This window comes from Actinoplanes couchii (genome assembly GCF_016862075.1).
Classification (GTDB): Bacteria; Actinomycetota; Actinomycetes; order Mycobacteriales; family Micromonosporaceae; genus Actinoplanes; species Actinoplanes couchii.
This window is the reverse complement of sequence record NZ_BOMG01000110.1, coordinates 1-16284: the sequence shown is the minus strand read 5'-3', so window position 1 is coordinate 16284 and position 16284 is coordinate 1. Positions and strand designations below refer to the sequence as shown.

Genomic DNA, 16284 nt, shown 5'->3' with positions numbered 1-16284 from the left:
GCGTGGAGGTCGTGGCGCTCTCCCTGGCGGTCTCCCCCTGCCCCAACGACACGTTCGTCTTCCATGCGCTCGTGCACGGGCTGGTGCCCGGCGCACCGCCTGTCGACCTGACGTTCGCCGACGTCGACGTCACCAACACGGCCGCCCTCGACGGCCGGTTCGACCTGGTCAAAGTGAGTTACGCAGCGCTGCCGTGGCTGCTGGACGACTACGAGCTGCTGCATTGCGGGGGCGCGCTCGGGCGGGGCTGTGGTCCGCTCGTACTGACGAAGGACCGCACCGACCTGAACGGCGCGACCGTGGCCGTGCCCGGCGACCGCACCACCGCATATCTGCTCTTCCGGCTCTGGGCCGCCGATCAGCGACCGGCCAAAATCGAGGTGGTGCCGTTCCACCAGATCATGCCCGGGGTGGCCGACGGCCGCTTCGACGCCGGCCTGGTCATCCACGAGGCCCGGTTCACCTATCCGAGGTATGGGCTGAACGCTCTCGTCGACCTCGGCGAGTGGTGGGAGAGCGACACCGGCCTGCCGATCCCGCTCGGCGCGATCCTCGCCAAGCGCGGCGCCGTCGACCCGGCCGCCGCCACCGAGTGGATCCGCGAGTCACTGCGCCAGGGCTGGCTCGACCCGTCCGCCAGCCAGGACTTCATCCTCGCCAACGCGCAGGAGATGGAGCCCGCCGTGGTCCGGCAGCACATCGAGCTCTACGTCAACGAATTCACCCTGGAGCTGGGCAAAGACGGACTCGCCGCCGCCGACGCCCTTCTGGGGCGAGCAGCGGCGGCGGGTTTGACGCCTGCGGTGCCGTCGTTTCTGTAACTACTCAGATCTAATAACTACTCAGACCTCGAACTCCCTGGCGACCGCGTGCACCAGCTGCGCGATCTTCAGTGAGGTCTTCTTGTCCGGGTAGCGCCCGCGCTGCAGCGACGGCTGCACCGAGCTCTCCAGGACCTTGATCATGTCTTCGATCATGCTGGCCAACTCGTCCGCCGGACGGCGGCGCAACTCGGCCAGGGACGGTGGGGCGTCCAGGAGCTTCACACCCATGGCCTGCGCGCCCTTCCGGCTGTCCACGACGCCGAACTCGACCCGCTGGCCCGTTTTCAGTTCCGTGACCCCCGCCGGCAGCGCACCCTTGGGAAGGAAAACGTCTCCGCCCTCGTCACTGGTGACGAATCCGAACCCCTTCGTAGCGTCGTACCACTTCACTCGACCCGTGGGCACCGCTGACCTCAACTTCACTCAATGGACACAACCGCTTACGCCCAGGCTATCCAGCGGACGGCCCGGACCCAACTGCAATCTCATCGAGTTATGTGGCGGACAGCGGTCCGATCCCGGTGATCAGGTCCGGTTTTCAGGGGTGCCGGCTGGCCGCCCGGTAGCTCAGGCTCTCCACCGGAAGAGGGAACGTCAGGTCGTCTCCGAAGGGGGACGGGGCGGCGGCACGGTCGGACAGGAGCTCCGAGACCTCGAGGTGCCCCTTCATGTCCACTCCGCGCAGCCCGGGTTGCTCATTCGACGGCGTCGAGCTGCCGGCGGTCTTGGGCTTCGCCACTTTCGGTCCTCCTCGTGAAGTGAGGTCCGGCCACGCCCGGACCCGACACCATGGTCCCATGAACGTTAGCGTTGAAGACGATGGCCACCACATTTGCCGATCAACTCCGGTCGCTGCCCGACGAGGCGCTGGGCGCGCTCATACAGTTGCGCCCCGACCTCGTCGTCCCGGTGCCCGCCGACATCTCGGCCCTCGCCGTACGCGCCCAGTCCCGTAACTCCGTCGCCCGCTGTCTCGACGGCCTCGACGAGTTCACTCTCACCGTCCTCGACGCGGCCCGCCTGAGCCGGGCCGCCGACACCGCCCTGACCTCGGTCGACGACATCCTGCAGCTCGCCGGCGAGGACGTCGCCGAGGACGCGCGGGCCGCGATCGACCGCCTGCGGGTCCGGTTCCTGCTGCACGGGCCGCCCGAGGCGCTGCACGTCGTCGGCGCCGTCGACGAGGTCACCTCGCCGTACCCCGCCGGGCTCGGCCGGCCCGCCGACTTCCTGGACCCGCAGGCCGCCGCCCTCTGTGCGGACCGGGCCAAGCTCCGGCGCACCGTGCTGGCCGCGCCACCCGGCGCCCGCGCGGTCCTGGACCGGCTCGCCGCCGGTCCCCCGGTCGGCGCCCTCAACCGGGACAGCGTCGCCGAGCCGGTCCGCTGGCTCGTCGACCAGCACGTCCTCGTCCCGGTCTCGGAAGCCGGGCGGGCCCCGCGCCCCGACGGCGAACTCGTCGAACTCCCCCGCGAGGTCGGCATGCTGCTGCGCCGGGACACCGGCCCGCTCGGGGTGCTGCGCCCGGTCGCGCCGGTCCTCGACGGCCCGGCCCGCGACCCGCGGTCCGCCGACTCCGCCGGGGCCGGGCAGACCATGGAGGCGGTACGCGCCACCGAGGCGCTGCTGGAGGCCCTGGCCACCGAGCCGGCCCCGGTGCTGCGTACCGGCGGACTCGGCGTCCGTGACCTGAAACGGCTGGCCAAAGCGGCGGGCATCGACGAAGCCGGCGCGGCTCTGCTGGTGGAGACGACGTACGCGGCCGGGCTGCTCGGCGAATCCGAGAACGGCACCGGGGCCGACAACTTCCTGCCGACCGGGCAGTACGACCTGTGGCGCTCGACCGGGATCGCCCACCGCTGGGCGGCCCTCGCCCGCGCCTGGCTCGCCATGACCCGCCAGCCCGGCCTGATCGGCAGACGTGACGAACGGGACCGCCCGATCAACGCGCTCGCCCCCGACGCCGAACGGGCCGGAGCGCCCCAGGCCCGCCGGGAGGCCCTGGCCGTCCTCGGTGACCTCGACCCCGGCACCGCGCCACCCGTCGACGCGCTGCTCGGCCTGCTCACCTGGCAGGCGCCCCGCCGATCCCGCGGCCGGGAGGCGGCACACCGGGACGCGTGGGCCGGCGCCGCGATGCTGGGCATCACCGGGCTCGGGGCTCTCACCTCGTACAGCCGCGTGCTCTTGACCGGCCCCGGCGACGACGGCGACGACCCGCTCGGGGTGCTGCACCCGGAGGACAGCCACGCCGACGCGGTCCGCACCCTGGACCAGCTGCTGCCGGAACCCGTCGACCACATCCTGGTGCAGGCCGACCTGACGGTGGTCGTGCCCGGCCCGCCCGAGCCGGAGCTGGCCGGCGAACTGGACGTGCTCGCCGAACCCGAGTCGGCCGGCGGCGCCAGCGTCTTCCGGGTCACCCCCGCCAGCGTCCGGCGCGCCTTCGACGTCGGCTATCAGGCCGCCGACCTGCACGATCTGTTCCGCAGACGGTCCCGCACCCCGGTACCGCAGACCCTCACCTACCTGATCGACGACGCCGCCCGGCGACACGGCGGCCTGCGCAGCGGCTCGGCCGGTTCCTACCTGCGCAGCGACGACGAGGCGCTGCTGGCGGAGGTGGTGGCCGACAAGCGGCTGGGCACCCTGGAGATGCGCCGGATCGCCCCGACCGTGCTGGTCAGCCCCCGCCCGGTGGCCAGGTTGCTGGGCGCGCTGCGGGAGGTGGGGTACGCCCCGGTGGCCGAGGACGCCGGCGGCGCCACCGTCCTGACCAGGCCCAAGACCCGCCGCGCCCCGAGCCGTTCGGCCCGGATCGCCGAGCCCGCGGCCCCGCTGCTGACCGGCCCACGCCTGGCCGGAGTGGTCGAACAGCTACGCCGGGGCGACGTGGCCACCCGGGCGGCCCGGCGCGCCCCGGTGACGGTCCGGGCGGCCCACGGCCAGGCCATCCCCGGTTTGACGGCGGTGCAGCAGCACACCCAGGCGATGGCGGTCCTCCAGCAGGCGGTCCGCGACAAGGCCCGGGTGTGGGTCGGTTACGTCGACTCCCACGGAGCCACCCTGTCCCGCCTGGTACGCCCGGTGTCGATGAGCGCCGGTTACCTGAGAGCAGAAGACGAACGGGGCGAGTCCCTGCACACGTTCGCCCTGCACAGAATCACCGCAGCAGTCACGGAAGAGTAGTCCCGAACCTAGTAGCTTGCGACTACCTGACCCGAATCTATATGTTCGAGTCAGGTAGTCGCATGCTTTCAATGGGGAGGGCAGCACCATCGCACTCGCAACAAATCAATACGACGTCAGCTCCAAACGGATCGCCAACATGGATCCTGTCCGGTTCGGCCAGGTCTTCGGCATCGATGTACCGGCCAGAACCGGGCATGGAGCCACCGAGCTGAACTTGACCGCGATCCATGTCGATCGCCGAAACGCCGACCTGGTCCTGACCGGCGACGATCAGGTCCTTCACTTCGAGTTCCAGCGCCGAGCCGATCCGACGATGGCGGATCGGATGCTGATCTACCGCAGCCTTCTACGGGTTGAACCGGATTACGCGGACAAGAAGATCCACCAACATGTCATCGTTCTGGGCGAGGGGACGTCCCCGTCACGGATCGATGAGCCACCCGACCTGTACTTCGAATTCGAGACCCACTATGCCCGCGACCTCGACCCCGAAGAGGCGCTCAGTGATCCAGTGAAGGCCCCCTGGTCCATGCTCGCCCCCGTCGGCGACGGCGAGTCTCATGGACAGCGCCTGGTGAAAGTCATGCACATCGTGACATCGGTTGAACCGGGATTCCGAGCTCAGGACTTGGTCAACACGACGCTGACCTTTGCCTCCGTGGTGATGAAGCGGGAAGATATCGAGAGAGCCTTGAGGGAGGCCAACATGTCGCAGGACAGCATCAGCGAACTCACGTGGGCAGAGGAGTTCGTCGAGGAAGGCCGCACAAAGGGCCTCGCCGAGTCGGCTCACACCAACACTGTGAAGAATCTCGAACATCGAGGTCTCAACCGGCGCCAAGCGGAGCTGATCGCCAAGGCACTCCTCGAAGCGGATTCTGAGACGTCGGTCCAGCGGGCCGCCTTCGACGATCTGGACCAGCTGAAGGCCCTCGCCGGCCGAGACGCCTGACCAAACGGGGCGGCGGGCGGTGCACCCCCGATAAGTGGCACCGCCCGCACCTCGTCGCCTGATACACGCTCCAGGGGATCTTCAGGTTGCATGAGACCTCGGTCACACAGCGACCTCGCGGTGGCCTGGTCCCCTCCCCCATACCGACACCGGTTGGAGGGGAACGGTTGTCGGCGGGATTCGTGGCACACTTGAGGGTCGACTTTTGGCTTCTCGGAGGGTGTGCGCGTGAGCGGCGGCGGACCACTGATCGTGCAGTCGGACAAGACTCTGCTCCTGGAGGTTGATCACCCGGATTCGCAGGCCTGCCGGATGGCCATTGCGCCGTTCGCGGAGCTGGAGCGGTCTCCGGAGCATGTGCACACCTATCGGCTGACGCCGTTGGGGTTGTGGAATTCACGGGCGGCGGGGCACGACGCGGAGAGCGTCGTCGACTCGCTGATCAAGTTCTCGCGGTACCCGGTGCCGCACGCGTTGCTGGTGGACGTGGCCGAGACGATGGACCGGTACGGGCGGCTGCAGCTGCTGAACGACCCGGTGCACGGCCTGGTCCTGCGTGGTCTGGACCGGATCGTGCTGGTCGAGGTGGCGAAGTCGAAGAAGCTGGCGGGCATGCTCGGCGCCAAGGTCGACGACGACACGATCCTGGTGCACGGTTCGGAGCGGGGGCGTCTCAAGCAGGCGCTGTTGAAGCTGGGCTGGCCGGCCGAGGACCTGGCGGGTTACGTCGACGGGGAGGCCCACCCGATCGAGTTGAGGGAGGACGGCTGGACTCTCCGGTCGTACCAGCAAGAGGCCGTCGATGGTTTCTGGGCCGGCGGGTCCGGGGTCGTGGTGCTGCCATGTGGCGCGGGAAAGACCCTGGTCGGGGCGGCGGCCATGGCGACGGCGAAGGCGACGACGCTGATCCTGGTGACGAACACGGTGGCCGGCCGGCAGTGGAAGCGGGAGCTGCTGGCGCGCACGACGCTGACCGAGGACGAGATCGGCGAGTACAGCGGCGAGCGTAAGGAGATCCGTCCGGTCACGATCGCGACGTACCAGGTGCTGACGTCGCGGCGGGGTGGCGCGTTCACCCATCTGGACCTGTTCGGGGCGCGGGACTGGGGTCTGGTCGTCTACGACGAGGTACACCTGCTGCCGGCGCCGATCTTCCGGTTCACCGCCGATCTGCAGGCGCGGCGGCGGCTGGGGCTGACGGCGACGCTGGTCCGGGAGGACGGCCGGGAGGGTGACGTCTTCTCGCTGATCGGCCCGAAGCGTTACGACGCCCCGTGGAAGGACATCGAGGCGCAGGGCTGGATCGCCCCGGCGGAGTGTGTCGAGGTCCGGGTCACCCTGACCGATACCGAGCGGATGTCGTACGCGGTGACCGAGGCCGAGGAGCGGTACCGGGTGGCGGCCACCGCCCGGACGAAACTGCCTGTGGTGAAGGCGCTGGTGGACAAGCACCCGGACGAGCAGGTGCTGGTGATCGGGGGGTTCCTGGACCAGTTGCACGAGCTGGGCGAGTTCCTGGATGCGCCGATCGTGCAGGGTTCGACGACGAACAAGGAGCGGGAGCGGCTGTTCGACGCGTTCCGGGACGGTTCGTTGCGGACGCTGGTGCTGTCGAAGGTGGGCAACTTCTCGATCGATCTGCCGGAGGCGGCGGTGGCGGTCCAGGTGTCGGGCACGTTCGGTTCCCGGCAGGAGGAGGCGCAGCGGCTGGGCCGGGTGCTGCGGCCGAAGGGTGACGGGCGGCAGGCGCACTTCTACACGGTGGTGTCGCGGGACACGATCGACACCGATTACGCCGCGCACCGGCAGCGGTTCCTGGCCGAGCAGGGCTACGCGTACAAGATCGTCGATGCGGATGACGTGCTCGGCCCGCCCCTGCCCAAGATCGACTAACTGCCCTACTCTTCGTGCGGTGAACATCACGGGGACCTTCCAGCACACCTATTCGACATTCCGCCGGCTCACTATGGCGGCACTCGGTAAGGCCCGCTTCGCGATGTGGGTCAGCGGCAGCGGGATCCTTCTGCTGCTGCTGACCACCGACACGGGCAAGGACAGCCCCTGGATGTACGCCATGCCGCTGGTGATCGTCTTCCCGGAGCTGATCGCGTTCCTGACCTGGCGGCAGCAGCAGCAGATCCTGGCCGAGCCGGTGCACTACGTGCTCAACGAGACGGAGCTGCACACCCGGGCGGCGCAGGCCGAGTCGCGGCTGGCCTGGGCCGGTCTGACCTGGGTGAAGGTCACCAAGCACGGCTGGCTGCTGAAGACCGGCGCGATGCAGGCGGTGCTGCCCCGGGCCGCGTTCAGCCCGGAGGATCAGGCCACCATCGACGCGTTCCTGGCGACGGCCCCGGTGAAGGTCAAATCCTGACCCAGTTGCGGGCAGCGGTGGTGCGGACGTTGCCTGCCCGGTCGTACGCCCGCAACTGGAATTTGATCTTCTTGCCGAACTTCCTGGTGTTGATCGAGAACGAGTAGGCCGCCTTGGTGTCGGTGGCGACCACCTTGCCGTTGATCAGCAGTTCGACCCGGGCGATCCCGTTCTTGTCCGTGGCCGACGCGGTGACCTTGAGCGTGCCCTTGACCTTCGCCTTGTTCTTCGGCGCCTTGGTCACGGTCAGTGCCGGTTTGGTGGTGTCGACGATCACGCTGCGCTTGACCGTGCGCTCGTTGCCCCGGGAGTCCCACACGCCCCAGAGCAGTTCGGCCCGGCCGTCCCGGTCGACTTTCAGGGTGGATCGCAGGGTGCCGTTCCCGGCCTGGACCGGGCTGCCGCCGAACAGGAACCCGTCTGCCCCGGCGGGGTCGGCAACCCGGATCACGCTGGTGATCTGCCGGCTCCTGACCAGCGCACCGGCGGCCGGGCTGACCCCTGTCACGGTCGGCGCGGCGGCATCGACGGTGACGATGAACCGGAGCGTCGTCACGTTGCCCGCCGCGTCCCAGGCCTTGACCTGAACGGTCAGGTTGCGGCTGCGGGTGCCGAAGTCGTAGTAGAACCGGGTTGCGGTCGACCGCACCGCCCCGTCGATGAACCACTCGATCCGGGTGACGGCGGTGTCGTCACTGATCGTGGCGACCAGCTCGTTGCGGCCCGGCCCGAACAGGGTGCTCGAGGTGATGCCGATCTTCGGCGCCTGTTCGTCGGCGGCGGCCGCGGCCGGGATCGCGTTCGCCAGGATCAGCGATGTGGATAGTGCCGCGACGGCAGCAACGTGCTTGAGGCCCATGTGGACACGCTAACGGCCATGATCATTCCGCGGATCCTTCGTTCGGACGATCCCGTACCGTCCCCCACTGCACGGATACCCGGGTCGCCGCCCGTTCGGCACGGATCTCCATCAGGTCGCCGAGGATCACCGCACGGTCGGTGACCACCGGCTCGTCGTCCATGGCGTAGGTGGTCCGCTCACTCACGAAGACCGCACTGCCCGCCGGGCGCCTCAGCCGGGCGGCACTCACCGGGTCGAGCAGCCCCGGAACGATCCGCTCCGAGGCCCGCACGATCGTCACGCCGGTCTCGGCCAGCGCCACGTAGAGCGACATCCGCCGGAAGTCCTCGTCGCTCACCCGGGAGCCGTGTGGTTCCGGCACCCACGAGATCTGGTGGATCACCGGCTGGTCACCGAGGTACCGCACCCGCTCCAGCCGCAGACCGTTCTCGGCGGCCACCGACACCACCTCGGTCGTCACGTCCTGGCCCTGCTCGCGCAGATCCTCGACAAAACTGCGCAACGTGTCGACGCGATAGGTGGCCTGGACCGGCGCGACGAACGTGCCCCGGCCGGCCTGCTGCACGATCAGCCCGTCGTCGCGCAACGACGACAGCGCCTGGCGCAGGGTCATCAGCGTCACGCCGTACTGCGCGCTGAGATCCCGCTGGGCCGGCAGCGCCTCGCCGGGCCGGAACACGCCCGTGCGGATCTTGTCGGTCAGATCAAGAGCGATCTGCCGGTACGCGGGAACCCTGCTCACGGGTCATCACGCTATCGTCCAGCGCCCGCCGGAACGACGCCAGGACGTCCCCGAGCTGTTCCGGTGTCCCGCCGTCCAGGATCCGGCGCATCAGCGCGGCCCCGATCACCACCCCGTCGGCGTGCCCGGCGGCGGTGACCGCGTGCCCGGTGGTGGAGATGCCGAAGGCGAGCAGCACCGGCCGGTCGGTGAGTGCCCGCACCGACGCCGCGATCCGCCCGCCGGACTCGGCGAACTCCGTCCCGGTGGTGCCCATCACCGACACCGTGTAGACGAAGCCGCGGGACACCCGGGCGATCTCGGCGAGCCGGTCCGCGGGCGTGGACGGCGCCGCCAGCAGTGTCAACGCGACACCCGCCGCCTCCGCCGCCGCCACCAGGGGCGCCGCCTCGTCGACCGGCAGGTCCGGCACGATCAGCCCGGTGATCCCGGCCGCGGCCAGGCCCCGGCAGAAGTCCGGGCTCTGCGCGACCAGGTTGTAGTAGGTCATCGCGATCAGCGGCACCCCCACGTCGACCGCGGCCACCTCGGCGAGCAGGTCACGGACCGTGACACCCCGCCGTAACGCACGGTCGGAGGCCTCCTGGATCACCGGCCCGTCCAGGATCGGGTCGGAGAACGGCAGTCCGATCTCGATCGCGTCGGCGCCGGCCCGGGCGTACTCGGTCAGGTACCGGGTCCAGTCCGCGCTGATCCCGCCGGTCAGATAGGGCACCAGCAGCGGCCGCCCCTCGTCCCGGCGCCGGCGCAGGTGTTCCTCGACGTTCACGTTGTCCCCCACCGAGAGAGTCACGCTGCTCCCATCAGAGTCGCCATGTCCTTGTCGCCGCGCCCGGAGACCGTCACCAGCACGGTCGAGCCGGCCGGCAGTTCCCCGGTCCCGGCCGCCCGGATCACCCAGGCGATCGCGTGTGCGGATTCCAGAGCGCAGAGGATTCCTTCGGTACGGGCCAGCCGGTGCACCGCCGGGACGACCTCGTCGTCGGAGACCACCGTGTACCGGGCCCGGCCGATGTCGTTGAGGTGTGCGTGTTCCGGCCCGATCCCCGGGTAGTCGAGCCCGGGCGCGATCGAGTGCGCCTCGCTGACCTGCCCGAACTCGTCCTGCAGCAGGTACGACCGGAACCCGTGCAGCACCCCGGCCCGCCCGAACGCGATCGCCGCGCCACCCTCCGCCTCGACCCCGACCAGCGTCGCCCCGGTGTCGGCGAACCCGGCGAAGGTCCCGGCCGCGTTCGAGCCGCCGCCGACACAGGCGACCACGTAGTCGGGGGTGCCGGCGCACTGCTCCCGGGCCTCGTCCCCGATGACCCGCTGAAATTCCCGGACCATCCACGGGTACGGGTGCGGGCCCATCACCGAGCCCAGGCAGTAGTGGGCATGGTCGACGCAGGTCACCCACTGCCGCATGGCCTCGCTGGTGGCGTCCTTGAGGGTGCGGGTGCCGCCGGTGACCGGGACGACCTCGGCGCCGAGCATCCGCATCCGGAAGACGTTGAGGGCCTGCCGCTCGATGTCGACCTCGCCCATGAAGACGGTGGCGTCCAGCCCGAGCAGGGCGGCGGCGGTGGCGGTGGCGACGCCGTGCTGGCCGGCGCCGGTCTCGGCGAGCAGCCGGGTCTTACCCATCCGCTTGGCGAGCAGCGCCTGCCCCAGCACGTTGTTGATCTTGTGGGAGCCGGTGTGCGCCAAATCCTCCCGCTTGAGCAGCACGGTCACCCCGAGCTCGGCGGAGAGCCGCAGCGCCGGGGTGAGCGCGGTGGGCCGCCCGGCGTACACGGCGAGGAGTCTTTTTAGCTCAGACCGGAACTCCGGGTCGCCCCACGCCTCCCGAAACGCACTCTCGACCGCCGCGCAGGCCGGGATCAGCGACTCGGGCACGAACCGGCCCCCGTAGTCACCGAACCGCCCGTTCTGAGGCTCACGCATGACACCCCCACTGTTCTAGAACTGAGTTCTATAACAGTTATACACATGGGGTGTGGACGGAACAACTACGGGAGGGGCGGGCCGGGCTCCAGCAGGGCGGCGAGCAGATCACCGTGCCGTTCGACCCGGTCCAGGACGGCGGCCGGGGCGAACTGTCTCGCCGGCTGCCGGCCGGTGGCCATTTTCAGAACCTCGTCCCAGGTCAGCGGGGTGGAGGCGGTCGGGGAATCGCCGGCCCGCAGCGAGTACGGGGTGACCGTCGTCTTGGCCGCCGCGTTCTGGCTCCAGTCGATGAAGACCTTGCCGGGGCGGATCTGCTTGGCCATCTTCGCGGTGATCGAGGCGGGCACCATCGTGGCCAGTTCGTCGGCGACCCGGTGGGCGTACTCCGCGACCACCGCCGACGACTGGGTGCCGGAGATCGGGCAGCACAGCTGCATGCCCTTGCGGCCGGAGGTCTTCGGGAACGCGGTGATCCCGTCGGCGGCCAGCCGGTCGCGCATCAGGACCGCCACCGCGCAGCACTCCTTCAGGCCGGCCGGCGCGCCCGGGTCCAAGTCGACGACCAGCAGGTCCGGGTCGGCGCCGATCCGCCACTGCGGGGTGTGCAGCTCGATCGCCGCCAGGTTGGCCAGCCAGACCAGGGTGGCCAGCTCGTCGACGACCACGAAGTCGATGGCCTCCCGGCTCTTCGTGGACCCGGGCACGGGCAGCATCTCCAGGCGTACCCAGGCGGGGGTTCCTCCGGGTTTGTTCTTCTCGAAGAAGTGCGGCTCGCCGACCCCGTTCGGATAGCGGATCCGGGTCACCGGACGCCCGGTGAGGTGCGGCAGCATCACCGGGGCGATCCGGGTGTAGTAGTCGATCACCTCGCCCTTGGTGAAGCCGGCCGCCGGGTACATCAGCTTGTCCAGGTTGGAGAGCTCGACGTCGCGGCCCTCGATGGTCACCGGGATCCGGTCACGAGGCATCGTCGGCGCACTCCTCCGGCGGTTTGTCGTCACGCAGGCGCAGGAAGCGTGGGAAACGCAGCCTCAGATCGGGGGTCTGATTGCCGTACCGGATCTCGGCGACCAGCTCCGGGCGTACCCAATGAACTCCCCGGGCGTCCTCACGGGGCACGGCACCGGGAGCGAACGGCGAATCCGGGGTGGCGAGCGGCGCCAGCCGCGAGAGAAGGTCACGCTCAGCAACCGCCCCGATTCCACCACCGACCCGCCCCCGAAAGGCCAGGCCACCCTTTTCCGGTACGCCCACCAGCAGGCCGCCGAGCTTGCGCGCCCCCGGCCGCCAGCCACCGATCACGTAGTCCCCGGTCCGGTCGAACTTGATCTTCACCCAGTCCGCAGATCGACGTCCGGGCAGGTAGACCGAGTCGGAGCGTTTGGCCATCACGCCTTCGAGGTGGTTCTCCCGGGCGGCCGCCTCGGTGGCCGCCCCGTCCCCGAACGACGGCGGCACCATCCAGTGCGTACCGGCCAGTTCGAGTTCCTCCAGCCGCTCCCGCCGAGCGAGGTACGGTAACCCGGTGTAATCGATCCCGTCGAGGAAGAGCAGGTCGAAGATCAGGTAGGTGACCGGCAGCGCCGCGGCCAGCTGGGCGGCCCGCCGCTTGTCCCGGACGTGCATCCGCTCGGCGAGCGCGGTGAACGACGGCCGCCCCGAGGCGTCCAGCACCACCATCTCCCCGTCCAGCAGCGTGCCCTCGGGCATGTGCAGCCCGGCGATCTCCGGGTAGGCGGCGGTGATCACCGCGCCGGACCGGGCGAACAGGTCGGGCGGCCCGCCGCTGAACAGCGCGAGCGCCCGGACCCCGTCCCACTTGAACTCGAAGCTCCAGTCCGGGCCCACCGGCAACCCGCCCGCGGTCGCGAGCATGGGAGACAGGGGTGATCCCGGCACTCGATCACCATAGGCAAAATCGTTCACCTGACGCAGGCGTCTCAGTAATGCCATTCTGAGGTCATGCGAGCGATCTGGAAGGGCGCGGTCTCGTTCGGCCTGGTGTCGATCGCCGTCAAGCTCTATTCGGCCACCGAGGAAAAGGACATCCGCTTCCACCAGGTGCACCGCACCGACGGCGGGCGCATCAAGTACCAGCGCACCTGCTCGGTCGACGGCGAGGTGGTCAGCTACGACGACATCGCCAAGGGGTACGACATCGGCGGCGGCGAAATGGTGATACTCACCGATGAGGATTTCGCCGAACTTCCGCTCAGTACGTCAAGGGCTATTGACGTACTCGAATTTGTTCCATCTGAACAGATCGACCCTATTCTCTTCGCCAAGTCGTACTATCTGGAACCCGAGGGGCAGGCCGCGAAGCCCTACGTGCTGTTGCGGGACGCTCTGCGCGACGCCGAGCGGGTGGCCATCGTCAAGATCGCGATCCGGCAGCGGGAGCAGCTCGCCACCCTGCGGGTCCGCGACGACGTGCTCGTCCTCAATACCATGCTCTGGCCGGACGAGGTGCGCGCGCCCGAGTTCGGGTTCCTCGACGACGACATCGAGACCCGGCCCGCCGAGTTGGCTATGGCCAGCTCCCTGATCGACTCGATGGCCGGCAGTTTCGAGCCGGCCGACTTCACCGACAACTACCGGACCGCGCTGCAGGAGGTCATCGACGCCAAGGTCGAGGGCCGCGAGGTGGTCCAGGCCGAGGAGCCGGAGGAGGCCGCGCCCGCCGCGATCGACCTGATGGCCGCGTTGAAGGCGTCCGTGGAGCGGGCGCAGAAGGCCCGGAGCGGTTCCTCGTCAGCGCCGCCTAAGAAGAAAGCCGCCCGCGCCCCGGCGAAGAAGGCCACAGGCGCGCCTGCGAAGAAGGCCACACGCGCGAAGAAGTCCGCGTGACTACTCTTCTCCCATGGGCGTGGGACATTCTCCCATGGGCGTGGGATATGGGGTGGCGCGATGGCACTGACGTGGGCGGAGTCGTATCTGGGGAAGGTCCGCGCGAGTGTCGGTGACGGCGACACGATCTTCTTCGTCGGGGCCCGCACGGTGGTGCTCGACGAACAGAACCGGCTGCTGCTGATCCAGCGCTCCGACAACCGGCGGTGGGCGATCCCGGCCGGGGCGATGGAGCTGGGCGAGAGCATGCAGGAGTGTGCGGTCCGGGAGCTGTGGGAGGAGACCGGGCTCAAGGCCACCTCCCTGACGCCGTACGCGTTCTACACCGCGTACACGTACACGAACGAGTATCGGCACACGTACCAGCAGGTCCTGATGACCTTCGTGGTGCACTCCTGGGAGGGCGAGCTGCTGCGCGAGACCGACGAGAGTGTCGACGCCGGTTTCTTCGCACTGGACGCGCTGCCGCAGGAGTCGTTCGTGATCGACGAGGCCCTCGCCGACCTCGCGCAGTTCCGGGAGACGGGAATTCTGGTGATGAAATAGGGGCGAACTGGCAGGATGGCGGTTCGTGATCAAGAACCGTCGATTCGGGCTGGACCTGTCCCCGTTACGCACCTCCCGGGATTTCCGGCTCGTCTTCATCGGCGGCGTGGTCACCGCGTTCGGGTCGTTCATCAGCTACGTCACCATCCCGTACCAGGTGGCGAAGCTGACCGACGACCCGCTGATGGTCGGCCTGATCGGTGTCTGCGAGCTGCTCCCGCTGCTGATCATGTCGTTCGTCGGCGGCGCGCTCGCCGACTACATCGACAGGCGGCTGCTGGTCCGGGGCAGTGAGCTGGCGCTCGCCGCGATCTGCGGGATCCTGCTGGTCAACTCGCTCTCCGACGAGCCGCACCTGTGGCTGTTGTACGTCGCCGCGTTCCTCACCGCCGGTGTCGCCGGTCTGCAGCGCCCCGCCCTGGAGGCGATGATCCCGCGGCTGGTGAAACCGGAACAGGTGCCGGCCACCATGGCGGTCCAGTCGGTCGGCATGCAGTTCGCCCAGTTGCTCGGCATGCCGCTGGCCGGGGTTCTGCTGGCCACCTTCGACCTGCACTGGGTGTACCTGTTCGACCTCGGCACCTTCGTGGTCTCGCTGATCTGCCTGACCCTGGTGAAGGCGATCCCGCCGCCGGTGGCCGCCGACCGGCCGTCGCTGAACAGCGTGGTCACCGGCCTGAAGTACGCCCGGTCCCGCCCCGAACTGCTCGGCACCTACCTGGTCGACATCAACGCGATGTTCTTCGGCATGCCGGCCGCGCTCTACCCGTTCCTCGCCGAGGATCTGGGCGGCCCGAAGGTGCTGGGCCTGCTCTACGCCGCGCCCGCGGTCGGCTCACTGCTGGCCACACTCGGTTCCGGGTGGACCGCGAGGGTGCACCGGCACGGCCTGATGGTCCTGGTGGCGGCCGGACTGTGGGGTGTCGGCATCATCGGCGTGGGCCTGTCCGGCACCCTCTGGCTCACCCTGTTCTGCCTGGCCTTCGCGGGCGCCGCGGACATGATCTCCGGCCTGTTCCGCATGATCATCTGGAATCAGACGATCCCCGACCATCTGCGCGGGCGCCTGGCCGGCATCGAGATGCTGTCCTACACGACCGGCCCGCTGCTCGGCCAGCTCCGTTCCGGCGCGATGGCCCGCACCGGCCTCGGCATCACCGGCGCCATCTGGGCCGGCGGTGTGCTCTGCGTGGTCGGCACCGTGGCGCTGGCCGCCGCCCTGCCGAAGCTGGTCTCCTACAACGGCAAGAACGGCATGGCCCTGAAGAAGGCCGCCGACGACGAGTGGAACGCCACGGCGGCCGACCGCACTACTTCACCTTGACGGCGTCGTACTTCGTCTGCGGCTGCCGGGTGCCACTGCCCGCGTAGACGACCTTCCACGTACCGGACCTGGTGGCCTTGATCTTCTTGCTGTACTTGCCGCCGGTGCCGGTGGTGGTCTGCCCCTTGTACACGTAGGTCTTGGCGCCGTCGGCCTTGAACCAGAACTTCAGAACCGCACCCTTCACACCCTTCTTCGGTCCGTACGACACCGGATCGGCCTTGAGCACCCCGCGATGGGTGAGAGCGCTGTTCTTCTTCACCGGCTCCGGAGTCGCGTCGTAGGTCAGCGAGGTGGGCCGCTTCACCGAGAACCGGTCGACCCGCTCCACGACGTAGTCGTCGTAGTTCTCGTCCCACCACTTCAGCTCGGTGTGCACCCGGTACGTGCCCGGATCGTCGAGACTTCCACAGAGCATGATCCAGTCGGTGTAGTACGCGTAGTCACCACTGCGGGACGCCTGCGACGGGAACACGAAGTCGACGATGTCCCCGTCCGGCCCGGTGATGTCGGCACTCAGCCCGAACAGCTCGTCCTCATCGTTGCGGGGGTCATGAACCTTGAACGTGACCTTGACCCGGTTCGCACATCCGGCGTCCCCGTCCAGCACCACGGTCTGGGTGGACAACGAGACCCCGGCAAGCCGCACGTCGGCCCGGGCAGGCGAGGCCCCCACCACAAGCGTGCGG

Annotated in this window: 17 protein-coding genes; 8 read left to right on the top strand and 9 right to left on the bottom strand. The window is 69.2% G+C overall.

What is annotated here, in order from left to right; all coding sequences use genetic code 11:
* Positions 1 to 11: 11 nt before the first annotated feature.
* Entirely contained in the window at positions 12 to 821 is an 810-nt protein-coding gene (locus Aco03nite_RS44430; RefSeq protein WP_203807666.1) for a 1,4-dihydroxy-6-naphtoate synthase, read from the top strand.
* A 21-nt stretch (positions 822 to 842) separates the two neighbouring features.
* Here Aco03nite_RS44430 and Aco03nite_RS44425 read toward each other — a convergent pair whose 3' ends face one another.
* Positions 843 to 1229, bottom strand: a complete 387-nt coding sequence (locus tag Aco03nite_RS44425) for a cold-shock protein (protein ID WP_203807664.1) — start codon at positions 1227 to 1229, stop codon at positions 843 to 845.
* Positions 1230 to 1362: 133 nt separating this feature from the next.
* Entirely contained in the window at positions 1363 to 1563 is a 201-nt protein-coding gene (locus Aco03nite_RS44420; RefSeq protein ID WP_203807662.1) for a hypothetical protein, read from the bottom strand.
* A gap of 80 nt (positions 1564 to 1643) precedes the next feature.
* Between Aco03nite_RS44420 and Aco03nite_RS44415 the strand changes: the two genes are divergently transcribed.
* The 4 genes from Aco03nite_RS44415 (at position 1644) to Aco03nite_RS44400 (ending at position 7342) form a co-directional block, all read left to right on the top strand.
* A complete protein-coding gene (locus Aco03nite_RS44415) occupies positions 1644 to 4013 on the top strand; it encodes a helicase-associated domain-containing protein (protein ID WP_203807660.1) in 2370 nt (789 codons plus the stop codon).
* Between the two features lie 139 nt (positions 4014 to 4152).
* Positions 4153 to 4968, top strand: coding sequence for an RpnC/YadD family protein (locus tag Aco03nite_RS44410; RefSeq protein ID WP_203807658.1), 816 nt, complete (start codon positions 4153 to 4155; stop codon positions 4966 to 4968).
* A 228-nt stretch (positions 4969 to 5196) separates the two neighbouring features.
* Positions 5197 to 6861 (top strand): DNA repair helicase XPB, encoded by a 1665-nt coding sequence (locus Aco03nite_RS44405; RefSeq protein WP_203807656.1) that lies wholly within the window; start codon positions 5197 to 5199, stop codon positions 6859 to 6861.
* A gap of 19 nt (positions 6862 to 6880) precedes the next feature.
* Positions 6881 to 7342, top strand: a complete 462-nt coding sequence (locus tag Aco03nite_RS44400; RefSeq protein ID WP_203807654.1) for a YcxB family protein — start codon at positions 6881 to 6883, stop codon at positions 7340 to 7342.
* On the opposite strand, the gene Aco03nite_RS44395 is transcribed toward Aco03nite_RS44400, so the two are convergent.
* From Aco03nite_RS44395 to ligD (Aco03nite_RS44370), 6 genes are all read right to left on the bottom strand, one after another.
* Complete coding sequence (locus Aco03nite_RS44395; RefSeq protein ID WP_203807652.1) at positions 7332 to 8201, bottom strand: Ig-like domain-containing protein; 870 nt, start codon at positions 8199 to 8201, stop codon at positions 7332 to 7334. The two genes, Aco03nite_RS44400 and Aco03nite_RS44395, sit on opposite strands and share 11 nt — an antisense overlap.
* Before the next feature lie 22 nt (positions 8202 to 8223).
* On the bottom strand, positions 8224 to 8946 hold the full coding sequence (locus Aco03nite_RS44390; RefSeq protein ID WP_203807650.1) for a GntR family transcriptional regulator: 723 nt from the start codon (positions 8944 to 8946) through the stop codon (positions 8224 to 8226).
* On the bottom strand, positions 8909 to 9739 hold the full coding sequence (gene trpA, locus Aco03nite_RS44385) for a tryptophan synthase subunit alpha (protein WP_307837678.1): 831 nt from the start codon (positions 9737 to 9739) through the stop codon (positions 8909 to 8911). The genes Aco03nite_RS44390 and trpA overlap by 38 nt, the downstream gene beginning before the upstream one ends.
* Positions 9736 to 10875 (bottom strand): tryptophan synthase subunit beta, encoded by a 1140-nt coding sequence (trpB, locus tag Aco03nite_RS44380; RefSeq protein WP_203807648.1) that lies wholly within the window; start codon positions 10873 to 10875, stop codon positions 9736 to 9738. The genes trpA and trpB overlap by 4 nt, the downstream gene beginning before the upstream one ends.
* Positions 10876 to 10940: 65 nt before the next feature.
* On the bottom strand, positions 10941 to 11846 hold the full coding sequence (ligD, locus tag Aco03nite_RS44375) for a non-homologous end-joining DNA ligase (RefSeq protein ID WP_203807646.1): 906 nt from the start codon (positions 11844 to 11846) through the stop codon (positions 10941 to 10943).
* Positions 11836 to 12777 (bottom strand): non-homologous end-joining DNA ligase, encoded by a 942-nt coding sequence (gene ligD / locus Aco03nite_RS44370; protein ID WP_203807645.1) that lies wholly within the window; start codon positions 12775 to 12777, stop codon positions 11836 to 11838. The genes ligD (Aco03nite_RS44375) and ligD (Aco03nite_RS44370) overlap by 11 nt, the downstream gene beginning before the upstream one ends.
* A gap of 63 nt (positions 12778 to 12840) precedes the next feature.
* Here ligD (Aco03nite_RS44370) and ku point away from each other — a divergent pair, with 63 nt between their 5' ends.
* Genes ku through Aco03nite_RS44355 form a run of 3 tightly spaced genes read left to right on the top strand, consistent with a single transcriptional unit; the run spans position 12841 to position 15595 of the window.
* Positions 12841 to 13725: a non-homologous end joining protein Ku gene (gene ku / locus Aco03nite_RS44365; protein WP_203807643.1), complete on the top strand. Its 885-nt coding sequence runs from the start codon at positions 12841 to 12843 to the stop codon at positions 13723 to 13725.
* Positions 13726 to 13785: 60 nt separating this feature from the next.
* Positions 13786 to 14271, top strand: a complete 486-nt coding sequence (locus Aco03nite_RS44360) for an NUDIX domain-containing protein (protein ID WP_203807641.1) — start codon at positions 13786 to 13788, stop codon at positions 14269 to 14271.
* A gap of 25 nt (positions 14272 to 14296) precedes the next feature.
* On the top strand, positions 14297 to 15595 hold the full coding sequence (locus Aco03nite_RS44355) for an MFS transporter (protein ID WP_307837677.1): 1299 nt from the start codon (positions 14297 to 14299) through the stop codon (positions 15593 to 15595).
* Here Aco03nite_RS44355 and Aco03nite_RS44350 read toward each other — a convergent pair.
* Positions 15582 to 16284 (bottom strand): hypothetical protein (locus Aco03nite_RS44350; protein WP_203807638.1); only part of this gene is annotated, 703 nt, incomplete at its 5' end. The genes Aco03nite_RS44355 and Aco03nite_RS44350 overlap by 14 nt on opposite strands.